Annotated in this window: 19 protein-coding genes; 15 read left to right on the forward strand and 4 right to left on the reverse strand. The window is 71.5% G+C overall.

Going from position 1 to position 23338, the window contains the following annotated elements; all coding sequences use genetic code 11:
* Window positions 1–13 precede the first annotated feature (13 nt).
* The 3 genes from RM479_RS00295 to RM479_RS00305 all read left to right on the forward strand — a co-directional run bounded on the left by RM479_RS00295 (window position 14) and on the right by RM479_RS00305 (window position 3352).
* Window positions 14–865 (forward strand): branched-chain amino acid ABC transporter permease, encoded by an 852-nt coding sequence (locus RM479_RS00295; protein ID WP_274812892.1) that lies wholly within the window; start codon window positions 14–16, stop codon window positions 863–865.
* Between the two features lie 2 nt (window positions 866–867).
* Complete coding sequence (locus RM479_RS00300; RefSeq protein WP_311509621.1) at window positions 868–1950, forward strand: branched-chain amino acid ABC transporter permease; 1083 nt, start codon at window positions 868–870, stop codon at window positions 1948–1950.
* A gap of 70 nt (window positions 1951–2020) precedes the next feature.
* Window positions 2021–3352: an ABC transporter substrate-binding protein gene (locus tag RM479_RS00305; protein ID WP_311509622.1), complete on the forward strand. Its 1332-nt coding sequence runs from the start codon at window positions 2021–2023 to the stop codon at window positions 3350–3352.
* Between the two features lie 642 nt (window positions 3353–3994).
* Here the strand turns inward: RM479_RS00305 and RM479_RS00310 are convergent.
* Both RM479_RS00310 and RM479_RS00315 read right to left on the reverse strand, forming a co-directional pair.
* Window positions 3995–4822 (reverse strand): alpha/beta hydrolase family protein, encoded by an 828-nt coding sequence (locus RM479_RS00310; RefSeq protein WP_311510394.1) that lies wholly within the window; start codon window positions 4820–4822, stop codon window positions 3995–3997.
* A gap of 358 nt (window positions 4823–5180) precedes the next feature.
* Window positions 5181–6554: a cytochrome P450 family protein gene (locus RM479_RS00315; protein ID WP_311509623.1), complete on the reverse strand. Its 1374-nt coding sequence runs from the start codon at window positions 6552–6554 to the stop codon at window positions 5181–5183.
* A 449-nt stretch (window positions 6555–7003) separates the two neighbouring features.
* On the opposite strand from RM479_RS00315, the gene RM479_RS00320 reads away from it, so the two are divergent.
* The 12 genes from RM479_RS00320 (at window position 7004) to RM479_RS00375 (ending at window position 21751) form a co-directional block, all read left to right on the forward strand.
* Window positions 7004–8254, forward strand: a complete 1251-nt coding sequence (locus RM479_RS00320; RefSeq protein WP_311510395.1) for an SWIM zinc finger family protein — start codon at window positions 7004–7006, stop codon at window positions 8252–8254.
* Entirely contained in the window at window positions 8251–9807 is a 1557-nt protein-coding gene (locus RM479_RS00325; protein ID WP_311509624.1) for a DUF5691 domain-containing protein, read from the forward strand. The genes RM479_RS00320 and RM479_RS00325 overlap by 4 nt, the downstream gene beginning before the upstream one ends.
* Window positions 9808–10923: an ATP-binding protein gene (locus tag RM479_RS00330; RefSeq protein ID WP_311509625.1), complete on the forward strand. Its 1116-nt coding sequence runs from the start codon at window positions 9808–9810 to the stop codon at window positions 10921–10923. It abuts the gene before it with no gap.
* Window positions 10923–13283, forward strand: a complete 2361-nt coding sequence (locus tag RM479_RS00335; protein WP_311509626.1) for a DUF5682 family protein — start codon at window positions 10923–10925, stop codon at window positions 13281–13283. Before RM479_RS00330 ends, RM479_RS00335 begins: the two co-directional genes overlap by 1 nt.
* Window positions 13280–14440 carry a VWA domain-containing protein gene (locus RM479_RS00340; RefSeq protein ID WP_311509627.1) on the forward strand — a complete coding sequence of 387 codons (1161 nt, stop codon included), beginning with the start codon at window positions 13280–13282 and terminating at the stop codon, window positions 14438–14440. Before RM479_RS00335 ends, RM479_RS00340 begins: the two co-directional genes overlap by 4 nt.
* A gap of 243 nt (window positions 14441–14683) precedes the next feature.
* A complete protein-coding gene (locus RM479_RS00345; RefSeq protein WP_311509628.1) occupies window positions 14684–15685 on the forward strand; it encodes a hypothetical protein in 1002 nt (333 codons plus the stop codon).
* 355 nt (window positions 15686–16040) lie between these two features.
* Entirely contained in the window at window positions 16041–17342 is a 1302-nt protein-coding gene (locus tag RM479_RS00350) for a hypothetical protein (RefSeq protein WP_311509629.1), read from the forward strand.
* Window positions 17339–17830 carry a hypothetical protein gene (locus RM479_RS00355; RefSeq protein WP_311509630.1) on the forward strand — a complete coding sequence of 164 codons (492 nt, stop codon included), beginning with the start codon at window positions 17339–17341 and terminating at the stop codon, window positions 17828–17830. Before RM479_RS00350 ends, RM479_RS00355 begins: the two co-directional genes overlap by 4 nt.
* A 33-nt stretch (window positions 17831–17863) precedes the next feature.
* Window positions 17864–18538 carry a vWA domain-containing protein gene (locus tag RM479_RS00360; RefSeq protein ID WP_311509631.1) on the forward strand — a complete coding sequence of 225 codons (675 nt, stop codon included), beginning with the start codon at window positions 17864–17866 and terminating at the stop codon, window positions 18536–18538.
* 191 nt (window positions 18539–18729) lie between these two features.
* A complete protein-coding gene (locus RM479_RS00365; RefSeq protein WP_311509632.1) occupies window positions 18730–20064 on the forward strand; it encodes a protein phosphatase 2C domain-containing protein in 1335 nt (444 codons plus the stop codon).
* A gap of 3 nt (window positions 20065–20067) precedes the next feature.
* Window positions 20068–21057: a hypothetical protein gene (locus RM479_RS00370; RefSeq protein ID WP_311509633.1), complete on the forward strand. Its 990-nt coding sequence runs from the start codon at window positions 20068–20070 to the stop codon at window positions 21055–21057.
* Between the two features lie 109 nt (window positions 21058–21166).
* Complete coding sequence (locus RM479_RS00375) at window positions 21167–21751, forward strand: O-methyltransferase (protein WP_311509634.1); 585 nt, start codon at window positions 21167–21169, stop codon at window positions 21749–21751.
* 80 nt (window positions 21752–21831) lie between these two features.
* Here RM479_RS00375 and RM479_RS00380 read toward each other — a convergent pair whose 3' ends face one another.
* Both RM479_RS00380 and RM479_RS00385 read right to left on the reverse strand, forming a co-directional pair.
* Window positions 21832–22200 (reverse strand): DUF3140 domain-containing protein, encoded by a 369-nt coding sequence (locus RM479_RS00380; RefSeq protein ID WP_311509636.1) that lies wholly within the window; start codon window positions 22198–22200, stop codon window positions 21832–21834.
* Window positions 22201–22244: 44 nt separating this feature from the next.
* The gene (locus RM479_RS00385) at window positions 22245–23261 is read right to left on the reverse strand and encodes an SDR family oxidoreductase (RefSeq protein ID WP_311509637.1); all 1017 of its coding nucleotides are present in this window, start codon (window positions 23259–23261) and stop codon (window positions 22245–22247) included.
* Window positions 23262–23338 lie beyond the last annotated feature (77 nt).

The raw sequence follows: 23338 nt of genomic DNA on the forward strand, positions 1-23338 counted from the left end.
AGGAGGACCCCCGATGGACCGCTTCGTCGACCTGACCTTGAGCGGATTGGCGTCCGGCGCGATCTACGCCGCTTTGGCGCTGTCCCTGGTCATCATCTACCAGGCCACCCGCCTGGTGAACTTCGCCCAACCCGCCATGGCGCTGGTCGCGGTCTACACCGCGGCCACCGTCGCCCCGCTCACCGGCTCCTACTGGATCGGCTTCATCGCCGCGCTCACCGTGGGCACCGCCGTCGGAGCCCTCGCCGAACGCTTCATCGTGCGGCCGATCGCCCGGACCTCCCAGCTCAACGCCATCATCGTCACGCTCGGCCTGCTCCTGATCGCCCAGGGCGGGGTCGGCATGATCTGGGGCAACCAGCAGCACGGGTTCGGCTACGCCTTCGACTACGTGGGCCGACTGTCCCCGGCGGACGTCTTCGCCCTCGTCTCGGTGGGCACCGTCGCCGTACTCCTGTTCTGCGTCTACCGCTTCACACCGCTGGGGCTACAGATGCGCGCCGCCGCCTTCCGGCCGGAGGCCGCCCGGCTCAGCGGGGTCAAGGTGGGGTTGATGCTCACCGCCGGGTGGGCGTTCTCCGCCCTCATCGCGGCCCTCGCCGGCATGCTCGCCGGCCCCCCGTTCATCTCGCCCAACGTGTTCGACATCGTTTTCGTCTACGGCATCACCGCGGCCGTCGTCGGCGGCCTGGACAGCCCGTTCGGCGCGATCATCGGCGGTCTGCTCGTCGGGCTCGGCATGTCCTACGTCTCCGGCTACGCCGGCCCCGAGCTGGCCACCCTCACCGCCCTCGCCCTCGTCGTCCTCGTGCTGAGCGTGCGTCCCGACGGCATCCTGTCCCGCCCGACCGCGCGAAAGGTGTAGCCATGTCCACGTCCGCCACCGAGCGCGAACAACGCGCCCCCGTGTCCGGCCCCGCGCCCACCGCCCGGTCCCCGCGCGAGCGTTGGCGCGCGCTGCCCTCCCCGCTGCGGCACCTCCTCCTCGCCGCTCTGGCGCTCGTCGTCGTCACCGGCCTGCTCCTGGTCACCGGCGACCTGACCGCGCTGCGCTTCGCCGCCGTCGGCTACACGATGCTCTCCATCGCCGGCCTGCAACTCCTCGTCGGCGGCAGCGGGCAGGTGTCCCTGGGACACGGCGCGTTCATGATGATCGGCGCCTACACGATGGCACTGCTGGTCGGAAACCTGCCGATGCTGCCGCTGAGCGCGAACCTGGTCCTGGTGGTCGTCGTCGCGACCGTGGCCGGCGTCCTCGTCGGTGCCGCCACCGCCCGTCTGCACGGCCCCTACCTGGCGGGTGCCACGCTCATCCTCGCCGTCGGCCTGCCCGGCCTGACGCACCGCTACCACGAGTTCCTCGGAGGCAGCAACGGGCTCACCGTGCGCACCGCCGGGGCGCCGCCCTTCCTTCAGGGACTGCTCTCCGCCAGCGAATGGAAGGCGCTGGTGGTGTGGACGACCGTGGTCATCGGCCTGGCCGTCCTGGCGACCGTCTCCACCGGCCGTCTGGGCCGCCGCATGCGCGCCATCCGCGATGACGAGACCGCGGCCGCCATGTCCGGTATCCCGGTCGGCGTCACCAAGGTCGTCGCGTTCGTCATCGCCTCCGCCGCCGGCGGCCTGGCCGGCGGACTCCAGGTCTACGTCCTGGGCACCGCGACCCCGAGCATCTTCACCCTGGCGCTGTCGCTGACCCTGCTCGCGGCCCTGGTCCTGGGCGGCATCGGCAGCATGTGGGGCGCCCTGTGGGCCGCGCTGGCCGTGGTCTACCTGGAGATATGGCTCGCGGACGCGGTCCGTGCCTTCGAGCTGAGCCGGGACGTGGAGAACAACCTGCCGATCGTCCTGTTCGGCGTGCTCCTCATCCTCGTCCTGCGCTTCCAGCCCCTGGGCTTCCACGGGATCCTGCAACGCCTGGGCGCCCGCCTGCGCTCCGGCCGCCACTGAACCGACCCTTTCCATTCCCGCTCATCCCCGCTCTCCACATCGCACACCCCCCCACTCGAAGGAGAACATCGTGCGCACCACGACAATCACGGCGCGAAGGGGCACCCTGGCCGCCGCGCTCGCCCTGACCCTGGCCGCCACCGCCTGCACCGGCGCGGGCGAGGTCGCCGAGCAGGACGGACCGGACCTGTCCGTGTCCACGGGTGTCACCGACGACGCCATCGTCATCGGCACCCACCAGCCCCTCACCGGCCCCGCCGCCGCGGGTTACGCGTCGATCTCACGCGGTACCGCCGCCGTGTTCGACCACATCAACGAACAGGGCGGCATCCACGGCCGGCAGATCGACTACCGGGTCGAGGACGACGGCTACGACCCGGCGCGGACGATCGACGTCACCCGCAAGCTGGTCATCGAGGACGAGATCTTCGCGATGCTCGGCGGTCTGGGCACCCCGACCCACGGTGGTGTCATCGACTACCTCAACGAGGAGGGCGTCCCCGACGTCTTCCCCGCCTCGGGCGCGCTGGCCTGGAACAACACGGAGGAGCACCCGCTCACCTACGGCTGGCAGGTGGACTACACCAAGGAGGCCAAGATCCAGGGTGAGTACATCACCGAGAACTTCCCCGACCAGGCGGTCGCCTACCTGTACCAGAACGACGACGTCGGCGAGAACTCCCAGGAGGGCCTGGACCAGTACCTCACCGATGAGGTCGTGGCCCGGGAGCACTACGAGTCCGAGGCCCCGGACCTGAGCTCCCAGATCGCCGAGTTCAAGCGGTCCGAGGCGGAGGTCATCGTCTGCTCCTGCATCCCGGCGTTCGTCGCGCTCGGCATGCTGGAGGCGGCGAGCATCGACTACCAGCCCCAGTGGGTGGTCTCCAGCATCGGCGGTGACACCGCGACCCTCCAGGGTCTGCTGGCCCAGTTCACCAAGGACACCGACGCCGAGGGGGTCCCCGCCGACGCCTTCCTGGACGGTCTGATCATCACCGGCTACATGCCCCGGGTCGAGGACCCCGATGACGAGTGGGCGGCGTTCTTCGCCGACATCTACGAGGAGTACGGAGAGGGCGACACCCTCACCAACACCCACCTGTACGGCATGACCCAGGCCGTGATGTTCGCCCAGGTCCTGATGTCCGCCGGTCCCGACCTCACCCGGCAGGCGCTGATCGACGCCCTGGAGGCGCAGGAGTGGCAGGGTCCGGGTGCCGTCCCGTTCTCCTCGTCCGACGGTGACCACGGTGGCCACCAGGGCGCCTACGTCGTGCAGTACAACGAGGGCGGCGAGACCGAGATGATCCAGGGCGCCCGGGTGACCGACCGCGACGGCGGGCTCATCGAGGAGAGCGACTACGAGCCGCTGTCCCCGGAGGAGCTGGTCTTCCACGACTGATCGACCCATCGGTCGGTTCGAGCACAGGGCGGGGTCCGGGAATCTCCCGGGCCCCGCCCCTTCGTCGTCCGCCGGCCCGGTCCGGTGGGACGGGCGGCCACCCCCGAAGCGTCTTCGGGACGTCCTCTTCGCGGAGGGCGTCCCGCGCCCGCCCTCCCACGGTCCGGTCCGGGGGCGGCCACGTCCTCCGGAACGCCTCCGGGTCGTCCCCTCGCCGCGAGGGCCCCGCTTCCTCCCGTCCCCACCGGTCCTCGGGGACGAGCGGTCGTGTCCCCTCGGAGAGCGCCCTCCGCGGGGAGGGTTCCGCGCCGGGCCGTCCACGGCTCGCTCCGGTGGGGCGGTCGTCCCACCCGAAGCCTTCCCGACGCCCCCCGTCGCCAGGGTCCCGTGCCCTCCCACATCTCCCCGACCCGTCCCGCCCCGCCGCGAGGGCGAGCGGCCCCGCCGTGGTGTGGGGACGAACGGCCCCGGACGTCGGGGAACGTGTCACGGGCACCCTCGCGGAACCTCCGTCCCACGGGCACTCCGGTGCGGCCTCCCCGGCCTCGGTCCCGGCGACGGCGGCCGTTCCTCCGGGCGCGCAAAGGGGGCGGCGCCCCGGGAGATCCTCCCGGGGCGCCGCCCTCGACCGTGCCGCGTCGGTCAGTGCGGGCAGGAGTCGCGGTAGTCGGAGAAGTCGGTGCCGAAGCCGGTGCGCGGCGGCGGGCACAGGAACTGGTTGTAGCGGGTGTCGTCGTCGACGAACCGCTTCAGCCAGGAGATGGAGTACTTGGCGATGGTGGTGTTGGAGACGTTGGGTGCGAAGTGGCTCGCGCCGCGCAGCTCCAGGTAGGCCCGGTCCAGCGAGGAGGGCAGGCTCTCGTAGAACGGGATGGAGTGGGTGCGCACCGAGGCGACGCTGTCGTTCTCCGCGCCGATGATCAGGGTCGGCACCTGGAGGTTCGACCACCGCTTCTGGGTGTGCCAGGGGGTGAGCGGGATGGCCGCCTTCAGTTCGGGGCGGTCATCGGCGACCGCGAGCGTGCCGCCGCCGCCCATGGAGTGACCCATCACGGCCAGGCGGGATCCGTCCACCCGGTCGGCGACCCGGCTGTCCTCGGCCAGGTAGTCCAGGGCGGCGTCGAGCTGCCGACCCCGGCTGTCGGGCTGGTCGTAGCGGGTGGTGGTGTCGATGGTGAACACCACGAAGCCCTGAGAGGCGATCCGGTGCCCGTACCAGGACATGGACGACTCGCTCGCGGTGTAGCCGGGAGCGATGACCACGCCGCCGAAGGTGCCCTGGCTGCGGTCGGTCGGGTAGTAGATGGTGCCGCCGCCGAATCCTCTCACCAGCGAGGACACGGAGACGGTCGCGGTGTCGAAGTGGCCGCGCGTGGCGGTGACACTCTGCTCGGTGGGGGCGGGCCCGCGCTCGTAGGGGTTGGCGGCGTGGGCGGGGGCGGTCGCGCCGGCCGCGACGGCACCGGCCATCAGAACGGCGGCGGCCGTGCGCGCGACCCACGAACGGAGTCGGCGGGGGGCGGGATCGGTCGTCGATCCTGGGGGAAGGGTCGTCGTGTGCACTTCACACCTTTTCTGCGGGAATCCGCGCTCTCCGAGGAGAATGCGGATCGGGGGGAGTGCGCCTTCACGGCGCGGGGGAGAAAGGGACGCCGTCCCGACCGGGGCGGTATGCCCCGGGTTGTTTTCGGGCGATTTCCTGCTTTCACTATCGTGACGATCCGATGAACGCGCATCCGTTGGATCACCGGTCGTGGTGATGGCGTGGACCCAAAGTGATCGATCATGATGGCTGATAAGGGCGAACGTAACAAACTTCCCAATTCGGTCACCTGTGCAGGGAGCGCCACCAGGTGAACAGCCGGCCGAGCAGGTCGTCCGTCGGGGCCCGCGCCTCGTCCGGTGGTGTCGGCTCGGCGCCGGTGTCCGCCGGGACGGCCGGCTCCCGGAGCGGGAGCGGCTCACCCGGGACGAACACCACGGGCAGGGCCGACAGCCCGCGCAAGAACGGGGACGGCACCCGCCGCAGCCCGGCCGGGTCCACCGCCGGGCGCAGCCCGACCAGGCGTTCGTGCAGGGCGCTCACCCCGGTCGCGGCGATCATCCGGGCCAGCTCGTGGGCCGGACAGGCGTGCGGTCCCGCGCCGAACATCAGATGGGCCCTGGCCCCGCGCACCACACCGGTCTCCTCGCGACCGCGTCGCACCGCCGGATCCCGGTGCGCCGGGTCGAACCCGATGAGCAGAGCGTCGCCCGCCCGCACCTCCGTGTCGCCGATGCGCACGTCCTGAAGGGCGAAGCGGGCCGGGAGGACCTGGAACGGCGTGTCCGTCCACATGACGTGATCGAGCAGTTCCCGGACGGAGAGCCGGGCGTCCGAGTGCGCGGCGCGGATGCGCTCCTCGGTGAGGAGCGTGCGCATCGTGTTGCCGATGAGATGTGTGGTGGGTTGGTGGCCGGCGCTGTTCATGAGCGCCGCCTGATGCGCCACCTCGTGATCGGTCAACCCGTTGGCGTGCTCCAACATCCACGACACCAGATCACGGCCCGGCTCCCGCCGTTTGCGGGCGACCAGTCCCGCGAAGTACTGCTGGATCCGCATCACCGCGTCCTCCGCCCGTCGGGCGTCGTCCCCGAACACGATCCCGGTGAGATCGCCCAGCATGTGACCGTAGCCGTCGGGCAGGCCGTACAGCCGGTTGAGAACCAGGACCGGGAGCGGATCGGCGAACCCGCCGATGAGGTCGGCCTCGCCGTCGGCGATGAAGGAGTCGATGAGGTCGTCGGCGATCCGGCGCACGTCCCGGGCGGTGGCGGCCATGTCCACCCGGGAGAGGGCGGACACGATCGGCCCGCGCAGCCTGGTGTGATCGGCGCCGTCCGCGTACAGGACGTTGGGTCGCCAGGACAGGGCCGGGCGGGCCGTGGCCAGGTCGATGCGGCCGTTGAGGACCTCGCGCCAACGCCGGGTGTCGCGGGAGAACAGGTGCGGATTCTGCAACACCGTGAGGTTCTCGTGGTAGCCCAGCAGGAGCCAGGCGCGCACCCCCGGTTCCAGCTCCACCGGGGCGATGGAGCCGTGGCGTTCGCGCAGTTCGTCCCAGAGGGAGTCGCGTCCGGTGTCCGGGGTGGGGCCGTAGAAGCGCGGAAGGGAGGCGGCACGGTCGCAGGAGGGCGTGCCTTCGGAGGAACGGGTGGTCATCGGGTGCGCGGTACCCGCGGAACAGGGGCCGCTTCCCTCCCTTCGGAGAACGGGGGTGTGCGTGCGCGGGGAGGGCGGGATCGTCCCGATGGTGAGAAGGACCGGCGCGGTGGTCGGCGCCCTGATCGTGGCATTGTAAGAGGCTCGCGCGATCGTTTTCAACGCTCTCGCGAAAATGCGTTCACACGGTCGGGGACTTCTTTGATAAAAGAGTCTTCTCATTGAAAAGAAGACCTTTGTTCCATACGCCGTGAGAAGTCGATGACCGGGTGTTCCGGGCCAGCCTGGCATGTCCCGGGGACAATCCGAGCGGGTCGTCGCGAACCCTTCCGGAGGCTCTCTTTCTGTCGGTGTCGACCCGTAGTGTTCCTCTTGTGAGCGATCGATGGAGTACCGACGACGTATGGGCCGTCGCTCCGGACGCCTCGTCCCGCAAGGCCGCCCTCAAGGTGGCCAAGGCGGCGTCGTGGCCGGAGCGGGGAACGGTCGCCGCGCCCGCGGGCGGCACCTCCGCCCTGTGGGGCGAGTGTCAGGGCAGCGGATCCAAGCCCTACCTGGCCGCCGTCCACCTGGACGGCGTCGGCGGCACCGCCTACAAGTGCAGCTGTCCCAGCCGCAAGATCCCCTGTAAGCACGTGCTGGGCCTGCTCGCCCTGTGGTCGCAGGGCGAGGTCGACGTTCGGGAGGAGAAGCCCTCCTGGGTCGGGGCCTGGCTCGACGGACGGACCGCCCGGCAGGCGCGTGCCGAGGGCACCGCCCCGGCCGCCCCCGTCGACCCGGCCAAGGCCGCCGCCACCCTCCGGGCCCGAGAGGAGTCCGTCGGCGCCGGCCTGGGCGAGCTGCGGATGTGGCTGTACGACCAGATCGACGCGGGCCTGGCCGAGGTCCCCAAACTCGGCTACGACCACTGGGACCGGATGGCCAAGCGCCTGATCGACGCCAAGGCCGGCGGTGCCTCCGGTCTGGTCTCCCGGCTTCCGACCGTGGCCCGCCAGGAGAGCTGGCCCGAGCGGGTGCTGGAGCACATGAGCCTGATCCACCTGCTCATCGACGGCTACCGGGCCGGCGACGCCGTCGGAGAGCGGACCCGGGGCGCGGTCCGCTCCCGGGTCGGCATCGCCCTCAAGACCGAAGAGGTGCAGGCCACGGGCGAACGCGTCCGCGACACCTGGCTGGTGCTCGGACGGCGTTCGGTCGACATGCCCGAGAACGACGTACGGGGCCTGCGCGTGTGGCTGCGCGGCGTCGACAGCGGGCGCACGGCCCTGGCCCTGAGCTTCGGCCGCGCCGACCAGGCGCCCACCACCCCCTACCGGGTCGGCACCGCGATCGACGCGGACCTGGCCTTCTACCCCGACGGACACCGCGTCGTCCCGACCGCGGGCACCGACCGTCCCGCCTCCGTCCCCGAGGGCACCACGATCTCCGCCGCCCTCGACTCCTTCGCCCGGGTCCTCGCCGAGGACCCCTGGAGGGAGACCTGGCCGGTGGTCCTCGCCGAGGCCGTCCCCGCCCGGGACGACCGCTGGTACCTGGCCGACCCCTCCGGCGACGCCCTGCCCCTGGCCACCGACTCCCCCCGACGTCTCCTCGCGGTCACCGGCGGGAATCCCTCCACCGTCGCCGCCGAATGGGCGCCGGGCGAAGGACTGACCCCCATCGCCGTATGGGACCGGACCGGAAAGGCGATCCCCCTGTGACCACCAACCCCCCGGCCCACGGCGGGTACGACGCCCCCGAGGACCCGCTGGCGGCCGTCGACTCCTGGGACCACCTGGTCTCCACCGCACTCGTGGGAACCGCCCGCCGGTCGGTCCCCGCCACCCCCGACCTGCCCGAGACCCCCGACAGCGAGGGCGCGACCGCCCTGCTCGACCGGGCCGCCCTGGCCACCGTGCGCCGCCTGGCCGGGTACACCCCCGCCCGGGTCGTGCCGATCGAACCCGACACCGCGTCCGGCCCTCCCGAGGTCGGCCCGCGGGCCGCCGCGCGCCTGGGCGTCATCCTGGCCGACCGCCCCGAGCTCCTGACCGAATGGCTGGAACTGGTGGCCGTGGCCGGTCGGTGCGCGCCCGCCGAACACCTGCCCGACCTCCTCGACCGGGGCGCCCGCGACAGCGGCCTGCGCCCCGCGATCGCCGCCGCCTGCGGACCGCGCGGACACTGGCTCGCCCGCTTCGAACACGACTGGTCCTACCTGCTCGCCGAGTCCGGCCCCGGCGACGTGTTCGACGAGAAGACCTGGCTGCACGGCACCGAGGGCGAACGTCGCCGCATGCTCTGCGCACTGCGCGCCGCCGACCCCGCCCGGGGCCGCGAGCTGCTCGCCGGGATCTGGGACGACCTGCGCAAGGCCGAACTGCGCCGCCGCCTGCTGGAGGCCATGGAGATCGGACTGGGCCCCGACGACGCCGACCTGCTCGACCGGGCCCTCGACGACCGGGGCGCCAACGTGCGCGGCCTGGCCCTGTCCCTGCTCACCCGGCTGCCGCACAGCGCCCACGCCGACCGCCTGCGCGACCACGTTCGCTCCCACGTCCGGACCGGACCCGGGCGCACGATCGTCCTCACCCCCGTCGAACCCGAGGAGACCGGACTGTTCCGCGACCTGGCGCTGGTCCGGCCCACCGGGGAGATCAGCCGCCGCGAACGCGCCGAGCACCTGTGGACGCTCATCACCCGCGCCCCGCTCGACGTGTGGACCGACCTGCTCGACACCGACCCCGCCGGGGTCCTGGACCGGGTCTCCGACGACGCCGAGGCGCACGACGCCCTCCTCAACGCCATCGGCGTCCACGAGGACCCCGTCTGGGCCCGGGCCGCCCTCGAACTCCTCCAAGGCCGGGTCGCCCAACGCATGGTCAGCACCGCCCGGGATCGCCGCTCGCTCCAACTGGAGCCACTGCTGCGGGTCCTGTCCGCGGAGGAGCGCTGCGCCCTGGCCGAACGCTCCTTCGGACCCAAGACCGGCACCCGCGACGTGTGGTCGCTGCTCAACGCGGTCCCCGGACCGTGGGCCACCGATCTCTCGCACCGGATCGTCCGGCGCCTTCAGGGCAAGGGCTGGGAGCGGGACCGCGGCGGCTACCGGTCCGTCTGCCTGCTCGCCGCCGAGCGCATGCCCCCCGAACTCGTCCACGACCTGCCCGAGGAGACGCCCGCCGCGTCCGCCGTCGGCGACGCCGGCGATTCCGCCTACAGGAACCTTCGGGACACCCTTCGTTTCCGCCTCGACATGCACAGGGAGCTCTAGTTGACCACCCCCGCCCCCACCCTCGCCACCGACACGGCCGCGGCCCTGCGCCCGCACGCGGAGCAGACCTACGCCGCCGAACTGGAGGCGCTGGCCAAGGCCGACGACCGGCAGCGCCCCCCGGGCTGGAAACTCTCCCCCTGGGCGGTGACGCGGTACCTGCTGGGCGACACCCTGGAGGACGGCACCGAGATCAGCCCCAAGTACATCGGTGCCCGCCGCGTGGTCGAGGTCGCCGTCGCCACCCTGGCCACCGACCGCGCGCTGCTGCTCATCGGCGTCCCCGGCACCGCCAAGACCTGGCTGTCGGAACACCTGGCCGCCGCGATCTCCGGTGACTCCACCCTGCTGGTCCAGGGCACCGCGGGCACCTCCGAGGAGGCCGTCCGGTACGGCTGGAACTACGCCCGCCTGCTCGCCGAGGGCCCCTCGGAGGCGGCGATGGTACCGAGCCCCGTGATGACGGCGATGTCGCGCGGCGCCATCGGCCGCATCGAGGAGCTCACCCGCATGCCCTCCGACGTCCAGGACGGCCTCATCACCGTGCTGTCGGAGAAGGCGCTTCCGGTGTCCGAGCTGGGCATCGAGGTGCAGGCACGGCGCGGCTTCAACATCATCGCCACCGCCAACGACCGGGACCGGGGCGTCAACGACCTGTCCAGCGCGCTGCGCCGCCGGTTCAACACCGTGGTGCTGCCGGTGCCCGACAGCGCCGAGGACGAGGTCCGCATCGTCACCCAGCGGGTGGAGCAGCTGGGCCGGTCGTTGGAACTGCCGGAGGTGCCCGCCGGCCTCACCGAGATCCGTCGGGTCGTCACCGTCTTCCGGGAACTGCGCTCCGGGATGACCGAGGACAACGGCACCAAGGTCAAGTCGCCCAGTGGAACCCTGAGCACCGCCGAGGCGATCTCGGTGCTCACCAACGGGATCGCGCTGGCCGCGCACTTCGGCGACGGCGTGCTGCGCCCGGCCGACGTCGCCGCCGGCATCCAGGGCGCCGTCGTCCAGGACCGGGTGTCCGACGGCGTGGTCTGGCGCGAGTACCTGGAGACGGTGGTCCGTGGCCGCGAGGGTTGGGGCGAGTTCTACCGCGCCTGCCGCGAGGTGGGCGCCTGATGGCCCGACTGGACACGAGCGGTCTGCACGTCCTGGGCGTGCGGCACCACGGGCCGGGGTCGGCCCGCGCGGTCCGGGCGGCCCTGGCCGAGATCAAGCCCGACGCGGTCCTCATCGAGGGACCGCCCGAGGCCGACGCGCTGATCCCGCTGGTGGGGGAGTTGGAGCCCCCGGTGGCGCTGCTGGTGCACCTCGCCGATCCGCCCGGTGCGGAGAAGGTGGGTGGTGCCACGGAGAAGAAGGCCACCGCGGACCGACGGCCGGGCAGGGCGGACGGCGGTGGGTGGGCGTTCTGGCCCTTCGCGGTGTTCTCACCCGAGTGGGAGGCGCTGCGCTACGCCGTCGCCAACGACGTTCCGGTGCGGTTCTGCGACCTGCCCGCCGCGCACACCCTCGCCGAGCGCATCGCCGAGGAGGACGACGCACCGGAGAAGGCGGAGGACCCCGGTGAGGGCGGGGAGGAGGGGGCCACCGAGGACCCCGAGGCCGTGGGCCGCGACCGGATGCGCCTGGACCCGCTCGGCGTGCTCGCCGAGGCCGCCGGCTACGACGACGCCGAACGCTGGTGGGACGACGTCGTCGAGCAGCGCGGCGACGGGGAGCCCTCGCCGTTCCCCGCGATCGCCGACGCCATGGCCGCCGTCCGTGCCGAGAGCGGCCCCGAACGGGGCCGGGGGGCCCGCCGCGAGGCGTACATGCGCCAGGTGCTGCGCGCCACCCTCAAGGAGGGGCACGCGAGGGTCGCCGTCGTCTGCGGCGCCTGGCACGCGCCCGCCCTGCGCGATGTCGCCGACCACCCGGTCCGCGTCGACACCGACCTCCTCAAGGGTTTGCCCAAGGTCAAGGTCAACGCCACGTGGGTGCCCTGGACCCACGGCCGGCTCGCCTCCGCCAGCGGATACGGCGCGGGCGTCAGCTCACCCGGTTGGTACCACCACCTCTACACCGCCCCTGACCTGCCGGTCCACCGGTGGCTCACCGAGGCGGCCCGGCTGCTCCGCGAGGAGGGGCAGCCGGTATCGTCCTCCCACGTCATCGAGGGGGTGCGGCTCGCCGAGAGCCTCGCCGTGCTGCGCGGGCGCCCGCTCGCCGGCCTCGACGAGGTGTCCGAGGCGCTCACCGCGGTCCTGTGCGAGGGCGAGCCCACCCGGGCCGCCCTGGTCCACCGGACCATGGCCGTCGGCGAACGCATGGGCTCGGTGCCGCCCACCACGCCCATGGTCCCGCTCCAGCGCGACGTCATCGCGGCGCAGAAGCGGCTGCGGCTCAAGGCCGAACCGTTCGACCGCGACCTCGACCTGGACCTGCGCAAGGAGAGCCAGCGCGAACGCAGCGTCCTCCTGCACCGGCTCCGGCTGCTCGGAGTCGACTGGGGGCACCCCCGCGACTCCGAGAGCGCGGGCAAGGGCACGTTCCGGGAATCGTGGCGGCTGCGCTGGGAACCCGAACTGGACGTGGCGCTCATCGAGTCGGCCCGGTGGGGCACCACCCTCGCGACGGCGGCCACCGCCCGGGTCACCGAACTCGCCGCCGACGCCGCACTGCCGGAACTGACCGCCCTCACCGAGCGCTGCCTGTTCGCCGACCTGGCCGACGCCCTGCCCACCGTGCTGGCCCTGCTCACCGACCGGGCGGCCACCGACAACGACGTCACCCACCTCATGGGGGCGCTGCCCCCGCTGGCCCGGTCGGCCCGCTACGGCGACGTGCGCGGCACCGACGCCGCGCACCTGCGCACCGTCGCCGAGGAGATCCTGAGCCGTGTCCGCGTCGGGCTCCCCCCGGCCGTGCACGGTCTCGACGACCAGGCCGCCGCCGAGTTCGTTACCCGTATCGACCGTACGCACTCCGCCGCCACCCTGCTGGGCGGCGAGGCGCTCGCCGACTGGGAGGCCACCCTGCGCTCCCTCGCCGACCGGGAGACCCTGCCCGGTCGGATCGCCGGCCGCCTCAACCGGATGCTCTCCGACGCCGGCCACCTCACCGCGGAGGAACTGCGCCGCCGCCTGGGCCTGGCGATGTCCCAGGGCGTCGAACCCGCCGAGGCCGCCGCCTGGCTGGAGGGCTTCCTCCAGGGCAGCGGGCTCATCCTGGTCCACGACGACCGGCTGCTCGGCCTCATCGACGCCTGGCTGCTGGGCTTGCCCGAGGAGCGGTTCACCGCCGTCCTGCCGCTGCTGCGCCGCACCTTCGGGGCGTTCGACGGATCCGAGCGCCGTGAGATCGGCGGAGCCGCCACCCGCCTGGACGGCGACCGGCCCACGATCGTCCGCGCCCGGGTCGCGGTGGACGTCGACCGCGCCGCACCGGCCCTGGCCACCGCCCTGGCCATCCTCACCGACGGAAGGAAACGCGTGTGAACGCCGTGGACGAGCGCGAGCGCCGCTGGCGGCTGGTACTGGGCCGTGAGGCCCGCTGCGCCTCCGGTCTGGGCGCCACCGACCAGGCCATGGACGCCGCACTGGAGGCCCTGTACAACCGGGGCGACGCCGCCTCCGCCGGCGGAGGCGAGCGCAGCGCCGGCCTGGGCGGGTCCGCTCCCCGGGTGGCCCGCTGGCTCGGCGACATCCGGGAGTACTTCCCGAGCACCGTCGTCCAGGTCATGCAGAAGGACGCCATGGAGCGGCTCGGCCTGCACCAGCTCCTCCTGGAACCCGAGATGATGGAGGCCGTCGAACCCGACGTCCACCTGGTCGGCACCCTGCTCTCCCTCAACCGGGTCATGCCCGACGAGGCCCGTGAGTCGGCCCGCGCCCTGGTCCGCAAGGTCGTCGAGGACCTGGAGCGCCGGGTGGCGCAGAAGACCCGCTCGCTGGTGCAGGGCGCCATCGACCGTTCGGCGCGCACCCACCGGCCGCGTCGCGTCTCCGACATCGACTGGAACGCGACCATCCGTCGCAACCTGGCCCACTACCTGCCCGAGTACCGCACGATCGTCCCGCAGAACCTGGTGGGTTACGGTCGGCGCAGCCAGGGAGTGCAGAAGGACGTGGTGCTGGCCATCGACCAGAGCGGTTCGATGGCGTCGTCGGTGGTGTACGCCAGCGTGTTCGGGGCCGTGCTGGCCTCCATGAAGACGCTGCGCACCTCGCTGGTCGTGTTCGACACCTCGGTGGTGGACCTGACCGAGCAGCTCACCGACCCGGTGGAGGTGCTGTTCGGCACCCAGCTGGGCGGCGGCACCCACATCAACAAGGCGATCGCGTACTGCCAGGGGCTGATCGGCCGGCCGAACGATTCGATCTTCGTGCTGATCAGCGACCTGTACGAGGGCGGTGTCCGAGCGGAGATGTTGCGCCGGATCGCCTCCATGCAGGCGGCCGGGGTCCAGGTGGTGGTGCTGCTCGCGCTCTCCGACGAGGGCGCGCCGTTCTACGACCGGGAGAACGCCGCCGCCCTGGCGGAGATGGGCGTCCCCGCGTTCGCCTGCACGCCGGACGTCTTCCCGGAGCTGATGGCGGCAGCGATCCAGGGGCAGCCGCTCACCGCCTGGGTGGACCGGCAGAAGGAGGCCTGAGAATTCGGGCCGTCCGGTGGGGTCATGGGGTGTTCACCGGCACGACACCACCGGAATACTCGATCCGGGCGGGCGGGGCTGTGGCGGTCTCCGCCCGCCCTCCCGCCTCCGCGCCGGCGGCGGGCCCCACCCCTGCCGTGTCGGGTGGGCGGACCCCGCCGTCCTGAACCGGACGCGCCGTCGGGGAACCCGGAACCAACGGGCGGAGTCCCAACGGTGGGCGCGACCGAGGGAAGAGGGCCGATGGACGAAGCCGGAAAGCACGTGGGAGACCTGCTCGCCTCACCCGATGGGCGGGAACCTGGAGAACAGGGGGTCACCGACATCCTGGACGACGGGGGCGTCACCGTCTCCGGTGCCAGCCGCACCCTGTTGGGCGCCACGGGGGAGCGGTCCCCCGACGCGACGGAGACGACCGTCCTGCTCCGGGACCGACTGGGACTGCCCACGGTCGGCGAGATCGGCGGCGACCTGCTGGGTGTCGAGGGCGCGGCGGCGGCCCGCGACACCGGATTGCCGGTCCGGGCACAGGGCCTGCCCTCCCGCCCGGTCCCGGACACGATCATCGACGAGGCCGATCACCCCGGACTCGCGGTGCGCGCGGTGTCCCTGCGCGGGGACCGCAACCGGGTCGAGGGGAGGCCGCGTCAGGAGTCCTTCGGCCTGTACCCGCTGGAGCACGGGGGAGAGCGGTTCGTCCTGGCCACCACGGCCTGCGGGTTCCCCTCCGTCCGGGACGCCGACCGGGTCCGCCGGCTGCTGTGGCGGGGCGTGGCCGCCCGGATGCCGGAGATCGCCGCGCCGCTCCGGGACCCGGAGCACTTCCGGAGCCTGTGCGCCCTGCTCGTGGAACAGGCGATGGAGACGGCCCCCGTCGGTGCCCTGACGTCGGCCCTGGTCCGGCTCTCCCCGGAGGGGGAGACCACGGATTGCCTGCTGTTCGGAACCGACGTCGCCGCCGCCCGGCTGCTGCGCGCGGGAGGGTGGGAGCCGCTGCCCGCGACCCTGCCCGCCGACCCCGACGGCGTGCACGTCAACGGACACCGCATCGCCCCCGGCGAGGCGCTCCTCATGTGCGGCACGGGCCTGTCCGGTCCGATGGGCGACACCGGGACCGCCGACCGGTTGGCCGCCCAGTGGGGCGCGGGCCACGTCCCGGGGCGGATGGAGTTCGCCTCCCAGTTGGACTTCCGAGCCGACGGCCACGAGGACGACCGCACCGCGATCTGCCTCTGGGGCCTGTGAGGCCCCGAGACGTTCACGGAGGGCTTCGGCCCGGAAACGTGGACCGGGGTATCGGTTGTCCTGCTGTCCTCTTTCGGTCATGAGGTGGGCGAGGGGACGGTAATTATTTGGTGTTTTGGGATATTTTCGCCCTTGTTTATGTGAGTACTCGCGCTTTTATTTCGCTTTCTTGGAGTGGTGTGGAGAGGAAAATGCAGGTCTCTCGATCGTGAGACCCTCACGCCGTTAGACTTCAGGTGAACCAGGACCACTCGTCCTCAACACTTCCCCCTCCCGTGCTTTGTCGGAATTTCTCCGATGGACGCGTCATGCCCGGGGTTCGGGGCCGGTCATGGAAAGTGGTACGTACACACCGGTGAAGACCGAAATCATGCTCGGAGACGAATCCGCGCTGGTCGAGGAATTGCGTTCCCTCGCGGCTGAGGAACGGCTCTCCGGCCGGGCCGTTCAACTATCCGCCCTGGCCGCCGATCTGGAATCCCGATCGAGATTGGAGATCTGGTCCGAGATCGATCTGGGTGCGTCCTTTCCCGCGGCCGAGTCGATCGGTCCGAGTGGGACCAAGGGAGTCACGCATCGCATTCTCGACGTGCTCCCCGCCGGCCTGGTCTTCCTTCCCGTTCTCATCACCTGGGCCGGTCTGGCCATGGCGGCCGGTGCCCACGGGCGCTCTCACGCGGATCCGGCCCTCCAGGGTCTGTCCTTTCTCGAACGCTGGCAGAACGGTTTCAACGGGGCGTTGCCCGGGTGGCTCGCCTTCGACCAGGTCGCCTACTACACCCTGGCCGGAATCCTGATGCTCATCGGAACGGTCCTGGTCCAAGGTGTGCGGCGGCGCCGCTTCGAAGCGCAGGACACGGCCGAACGGACCGATCTGGCCCGCCGCCTCACCTCCGCCATGACGGCGGCCCGGTTCATCCTCGGCCCGGTCCGGCTCGGTCATCCCGCCAGGATCGCCGACGAACTCGGCACCAGTGTGAACAAGCTGCGCAAGGTCGGTCAGATCGCCGAACGGGCCCAAGAAGATGTGCGCGCCGCCCTGGCCGAGACCAGGAAGGAGATGCACGCCGCCCAAGAGACGATCCTGGTGCTCCGTGAGGGCAGCGACGGTGTCACCGCGGCCGTGCGCGAAGGGCTGGACGTGGTTCGAGACCTGTACACCAGGCTCGGCGAGGTGTCGGAGGCGATCGACCGTGTCGCCGACGCCTCTGATGAGCTCACCCGCACGGCGGACGAAGAGCGTGTACGCACCCGAGAGGAACTGTCCGGTCTCGTCGGTGACCTGAGCGGGCGGGTCCACGAGGTGATCGTGGACGGGCAGGAACGACTCTCCACCGCCGTCTCCGACTCCGCCGCCACCATCGGACGGGCCCTGACCGAGGGGGAGACGGGGTTGCGCGCCTCCCTCGACGAGTGGCGCGAGGTCAACACGATCTTCGCGCACCGCAACGAGAGCGCGGGTGACCTCGCCGGCCGGGTGGCCGAGATCGTCGGGGAACTGCCCCTCCAGGTCGAACGCCTCAAGGAGGGCATCGACGCGCTCCGCGAGGTGATGGAGGTCGGACTTCGAGAACCGGGGGGAGTCGAGGAACCTGAGGAAAAGGACGGCCCCGATCCCGACACCGGTCCGAACGATCGGGAACTGGTGGTGCGGTGAGGGACGGCCATCTCTCCACCCCCACCGTGGCCATCGCCGGGTGGCTCTTCGCCGACCTTCTCCTGGCCTTCCTCATCATCACCCTGGGCATGGACTCCCGTCCTCCGGCCGAGCCCGATCCCGTCACCGAGGAGGTCGTCGAGCCCGTTCCCCACGGCTTGGACCTCGATCCCATCGTGGTCGAACTCCAGGGAGTGTCCCCGGCGGGGGCGGCGGCGGGTGAGGAGGAGATCGTCGAGGAACTCCGCGAAGCGCTCCTCGAACACGATCTCGCCGACCGGGAGGCCGGCATGGTCCTCACCTTCGGGGCCAACGGCGGCCCCGCCGAGGGGGAGCGGTTCGCCTCCGACATCAACGGACTCCTGCCACGGGTCCACCCGGGCGTCTTCGACGACGCGGTCACCCGCACCTTCCACAGCCTCGGGGGCAGTGTGGGCTGGCTGCGGATCGAGATCTACCTGTTCGCAGCCTCCGAGCCGACCGACTGACCACACACACGAGCCGGACCCGAGGAGACCCACATGAGTCAGCAGATCCTTCCCTTCTACCTGGTGTGCGATGAATCGACCTCCATGGACGGGGAACCGATCCAGGCCATCAACGAGGCCCTTCCCGACCTGCACGCCAAGATCGGCGCCAACCCCGTGGTGTCGGACAAGGTCCACTTCGCGATCATCGCCTTCAACCACGAGGCGCAGGTCCTGCTGCCGCTGGCCGACCTGAGCGAGGTGGAGAGCCTTCCCGCCTTGCAGGCCACCGGCGGGACCTCTTACGGGGAGGCGTTCACCCTGCTGCGGGAGACGATCGCCCAGGACGTGGACCGCCTCAAGGGCGAGGGCCACCGGGTGTACCGGCCCGCGGTCTTCTTCCTCTCCGACGGGTTCCCCGGGGACGGCGACTGGGACATCGCCTACAAGAAACTCATCGATCCGGGATGGGGCCCGCACCCCAACATCCTGGCGTTCGGTTTCGGAGAGGCCGACCCCCGGGTGATCCGGCAGGTCGCCACGGCCCAGGCGTTCATGTCCGACGGGACCCTCAACCCAGGGCAGGCTCTTCAAGAGTTCGCCAAGTCGTTGACGAACTCCATCGTCACCTCGGGCACCCGTGCCGCATCCTCTCCGGACGGCGCCGTGACCCTGGACATCCCCGACCACGTGCCCGGGTACACCTCGCTGCCCGCCGACCAGATCTGATCCTCATGAGCGGAGAGGAATCCCGACCGCGCAAGGCGGCGAAAAGGGTGAGACGGCCCTTCGGCGGCTCGATGGAACGCCCCGGAGCCGAGAAGGACGGTCGACGGGTGTCCCAGGACACGGCGCTTCAGGCCGGACCCGGAAAACGACGGGAGATCCCGGTGAACCGTCCTGTCGGTGAGTCCAGGGGTGTGCCCCGAGACGACCTGCCGGATCCGGACCCGACACCGGTATCGGACGAAGGGAAGGGGGTCGAACCCACCGGCGACCCGGTCGAGGTGACACGGTGCGTCCCCGGCGGAGACGGTGCCGAGGCCGTCGACACCCCCCCGCCCGAGGAGCGGGCGTACGCCGTCAAGCCGACCTTCGACTTCACGGAGGCCCTGGTGTTCGACCCCGACACCACGGACACCGTGATCATGAGGCGGCGATACCGCGACGTCGCGGCCGACTCCCCCGTCGAGCGGGAACACCCGACGGTCATCGTGCGAAAGGACGGGGTGGGAGGGGCACCGAGGGCCCTTACGGAGACCGATCCGGAACCAGGAGCCGACGAAGGCGGAAGAACCGATGTCGCGCCACAGCGGACCGGGACGGGGCGGACCCTCGACGTCCCGCCGGCCGCCGGGCATGCCCGGAAGGTCGACGGATCCAGGGGATTCGAGCCGTCGCCGGTACTGACCCATCCCGTTCCCACCGCCTACCGCGCTCGGGAGTTGCCCGGGCAGGAGTGGGCGGTGCCCGACACCGTCGTCGATGAGGCCGACTACGAACGCGTGCGCCTGCGGGCCGCCTCCTTGCGTGGGGACAAACACCGCTACGAGGGCAGGACCCGCCAGGACGCGTTCGGGATGTACGAGGTCGAGCACCGGGGCGAGCGGTTCGTGCTCCTGTGCGTCGCCGATGGTGTCGGCTCTCGGAGCCGGTCCCACCGAGGGGCGGCCTACGCCTCTCGGTGTTTCCGTGCCGCCGTGGCCGAGCACATCGGCGAGATCATCGTCCGCGACGCGTCGATGGCCGACGTTCGAGAGTGGGGCCGACGGATGCTCGGCATCGTCGCGCGGGGCATGATCGACTTCGCCGATAAAGAGGGCTTCCCCGCCGAGGACCTCTCCACGACGCTCACCGTCTCCCTCATCCACGGGATCTCGGGGAGCGGGCCCGCGTGGTACATGACATGGGGCATCGGGGACAGCCCCGTGTTCCTCCTGCGCGACGGCGTCTGGGAACCACGGCCCGGCGCATCGGACGGCGACCCGATCATCGTCGACACGAGGACCGACGCCCTGCCCGGTCGGGTGAGCACCGTTCACATGACCGATGGGACCCTCGCTCCCGGTGACGTGCTGGTGCTGTGCACCGACGGGTTGGCGGGACCGATGGCCGCCGACGCCGTCGCCGACCGGCTCGCCGAGTGGTGGGGGTCGGGTCGGGTTCCGGGACGTATGGAGTTCGCCTGGCAGTTGGACTTCCAGGCCAAGTCGTACAGCGACGACCGCACCGCCGTCTGTGTCTGGGGGATATGACCCGTGTCGATCACGATGTCGTTGAACGGCAAGGACGTCGAGAAGACCGATCTCGTCCTCGGGGAGGAACTCGGCAGCGGTGGCCAGGGCCGAGTGCGCCGGATCGTCGGTGGTCCGCACACCGGGGCGGTGTACAAGGAGTACCTCCTGCCGGGGGCCGACCCCGTGGCGCTGGAACGGCTGGTCCGGCTCCCGCACCGGCTCGGTGACAGCGAGCGGGCGCGCCTGCACGCCATGACCTGTTGGCCGTTGGCCCGGGTGGTCTCCAGCGGTCACCTCACCGGGTTCCTCATGCAGGAGATCCCGCAACGGTTCCTCGGCCGGATCAAAGGGGGTACATCGACCCTCCAGGAGCTCAAGTACCTCGTCTACGAACCCAAACCCCTCTGGGGCGACATCCGTCCGCCGGAGACGGACGGTCGGTGGGAGCTGTCCCGCCGGTTCGTCTCCCTCTTCCAACTCCTGCATTCGCGGAGGATCGTCGTCGGTGACGTGTCCATGGCCAACCTGCTGTGGGCACGGGTCCCCGAGGGTGGACACGAGGTGTTCATGATCGACTGCGACGGGGTGCGCGGCTCAGGGGAGAGGCCCGTCCTGCCCCAAGCGGAAACGGAGGAGTGGGACGATCCCGAGCAGCCCGACACCGGGCCCGATCTGGACACGGACCGGTACAAGCTGGCCCTCCTGGTCGGGCGGGTCCTGAGCCGCCACAAGTCCGTACGCCCAGGAGAGCCGTTGAACCTCCCGCCCGACCTGCCTTCGAAGGTGGCCGAACAGGTCGAACGGCGTTTCACGGAGGCCGCACGCGGGCGCGGACACCGGCCGGACGCCCATCAATGGGGGGTGGCCCTGGGTGGTCGGGCGGAGATCCCGGTGGCGAAGATCGTCCCCTCGCGCACGATCGATCTGCCGGAGGCGAGACTGCGCCCCTCGCTCGGTGTCGAACGGAAGTGGATCCCCCTCAAGAAGGAGGGCGTCGACCCGACGGTGTGAGCGTCGGCGCGGGTGTCGCCCCGGGGTTGTCCACAGGCTGTGGAAAGTCCTCGCCCCGGGAGGGCGACCGCCCTAACCTGGGCTCATCCGGAACGGAGAGGGGATCCCCATGCAGGCCACCCGGCAGCGGCCCGAGACCCTGAACGCGATCGAGGCCGACACCGAGGCCATCGGCTTCACCATGTCCTGTGAGGAGGAGGTGGGCCGACTCCTGCGGGCCCTGGCCACGTCCAAACCGGGCGGCCGGATCCTGGAACTCGGCACGGGGACCGGCGCCGGGACCGCGTGGCTGCTCGCGGGCATGGACCGGGAGGCCATCCTGGACACCGTCGACCACGATCCCGAGTGCCTGGGGGTGGCCCGGCGCCACCACGGGACGGACCCACGGGTGCGGGTACACCAGGCGGACGGCGGCGCGTGGCTCACCGAGCGGGCCGACGGCCCCGGCTACGACCTGGTGTTCGCCGACACCTGGCCGGGCAAGTTCACCCATCGGGACGAGGCGTTGTCGCTGGTGGAGCCAGGAGGCTTCTACGTGGTGGACGACCTGGCACGGCAACCCGAGGGGATGGTGCCTGACGGTCACTGCCTGGCGGTGGAGACCCTCATCGCGGACCTGGAATCGCGCTCGGGCTGGGAGCGCCTGTCCCTGTTGGGCTGGTCCTGCGGGGTGATGGTCATGGTCCGCCGTTGACCGACGGGGGCCGACCGGCCGGCCCGTCGGCCGGCCGCGCCGCGGAAGGGCCCGAACGGCCCTCCGAGGCGCGGTACGGCTCAGTCCTCCAGGTCCTCCTCGTCGGGGCGGACCGAGTCCGGCCGCAACGGGTCGTGACCCACCGACAACAGGGAACGGCGCCACCGGGCATCCTGGCGGCGCGGCTCGGCCAGCCGTTCCCGCACGTACCCCGTGACCTGTTCCATGAGGTCGAGGTCGGCGTCGGTGACGTCCGTACGGCGCTTGCGGAGAACGGACACCACCTCCTCACCCCGCACGGACACCCCGAGATCGGGGTCGGGCCGCTCGAACGCCTCCTCTCCCGAGGCATCGGTGAGCAGCCATTCCCTCAACTCCTCACCGCTCATGTTCACCGCGCTGTGGAAGGCGTCCCAGAGCGCGTCGACACGATCGTCATGCTCGGCCATGTCCCCTCCTCGTTCCCTTTCCCCTTCGCCCCGGCGTCCGCGGTTCAGGTGCGCCCCCGGGTGAGCGCGTAGCATCCGGCCCCGGCGGCGGCCCCCGCCAGGCCGGCCACGGTCAGGGCGCCCCGGCGCCGGTTCACCTCGTCGAAGAGGCTGCGCTCCTTGGCCTCCTCGTCGAACTCCCCGTGCGCGCCGAAGTCCCTTGTCCCGTCCACGGGGGAGAACAGGTTGTCCTCGGTGGGCGGCTCCTCGTCGCGCACCTGGTCGTCGTAGCCCGTGTGGCCCAGGTAGAGGTCGAGCAGGCGCGGCGCCAGACGCTGTCCCAGAACGGTGACCACGGTCGAGGGGGCCACCTGGTACCTGCGCCTGGTCGGGTGTTCGGCGGCCCACACGATCGCCCGGGCCGCCACCTCCGGCTGGTACACCGGTGGTACCGGGCGGGTGCGCCCGTTCACCCGGGTGCGCACCCAGGAGAACTGCGGGGTGTTGATCGCCGGCAGGTGCACCTCCGTGACGCGCACCCGGGAACCCTCGTGGACCAGTTCGGCGCGGACCGAGTCCGTGAAGCCCCGGACCGCGTGCTTGGCCCCGCAGTACGCCGCCTGCAACGGGATGCCCCGGTAGGCCAGAGCCGATCCCACCTGCACGATCACCCCCCGGTCCCGGGGGAGCATCCGTTCCAGGGCGATCCGTGTCCCGTGCACGTAGCCGTGATAACAGACATCCGTGACCCGCTCGTACTCATGCGGTTCGATCTCCGTGAACGGGGAGACCACCGAGGCGAACGCCGAGTTGACCCATACGTCGACCGGGCCGAGCGCCCTCTCGATCTCCTCCGTCGCGGCGCTCAGCGCCTCGGCGTCGCTCACGTCCACCTTCACGGTGTGGACCGGTACGCCGTACGCCCGGGCCTCGGCCGCCGCGGCGGCCAGCCCCGCCTCCCCCCGTGACAGGAGGGCCACGGCGTGACCGTGACGGGCGAACTCCCGCGCGGTGGCCCGGCCCACGCCCGCTCCGGCCCCACTGACCACCACGACCCGCCCGGTCCTCCGTCCGTGCCCCATGGTTCCTCCCGTGTCCCCCGAAACGGTCGTTCGCGCTGCCCCACTACCCGCGATGGCCGTGTCCATGTACTCCGCTT

Source organism: Nocardiopsis lambiniae (assembly GCF_031845465.1).
In the GTDB taxonomy this organism is placed as follows: Bacteria; Actinomycetota; Actinomycetes; order Streptosporangiales; family Streptosporangiaceae; genus Nocardiopsis; species Nocardiopsis lambiniae.

Bases quoted from the DNA above. Each gene is read 5' to 3' on its own strand.
- RM479_RS00295 (WP_274812892.1), top strand. From the start codon at position 14: ATGGACCGCTTCGTCGACCTGACCTTGAGCGGATTGGCGTCCGGCGCG.
- RM479_RS00300 (WP_311509621.1), top strand. From the start codon at position 868: ATGTCCACGTCCGCCACCGAGCGCGAACAACGCGCCCCCGTGTCCGGC.
- RM479_RS00310 (WP_311510394.1), bottom strand. From the start codon at position 4,822: ATGGCCGGTGCCGTCGCGGCCGGCGCGACCGCCCCCGCCCACGCCGCC.
- RM479_RS00315 (WP_311509623.1), bottom strand. From the start codon at position 6,554: ATGACCACCCGTTCCTCCGAAGGCACGCCCTCCTGCGACCGTGCCGCC.
- RM479_RS00335 (WP_311509626.1), top strand. From the start codon at position 10,923: ATGGCCCGACTGGACACGAGCGGTCTGCACGTCCTGGGCGTGCGGCAC.
- RM479_RS00345 (WP_311509628.1), top strand. From the start codon at position 14,684: ATGGACGAAGCCGGAAAGCACGTGGGAGACCTGCTCGCCTCACCCGAT.
- RM479_RS00360 (WP_311509631.1), top strand. From the start codon at position 17,864: ATGAGTCAGCAGATCCTTCCCTTCTACCTGGTGTGCGATGAATCGACC.
- RM479_RS00375 (WP_311509634.1), top strand. From the start codon at position 21,167: ATGCAGGCCACCCGGCAGCGGCCCGAGACCCTGAACGCGATCGAGGCC.
- RM479_RS00380 (WP_311509636.1), bottom strand. From the start codon at position 22,200: ATGGCCGAGCATGACGATCGTGTCGACGCGCTCTGGGACGCCTTCCAC.
- RM479_RS00385 (WP_311509637.1), bottom strand. From the start codon at position 23,261: ATGGGGCACGGACGGAGGACCGGGCGGGTCGTGGTGGTCAGTGGGGCC.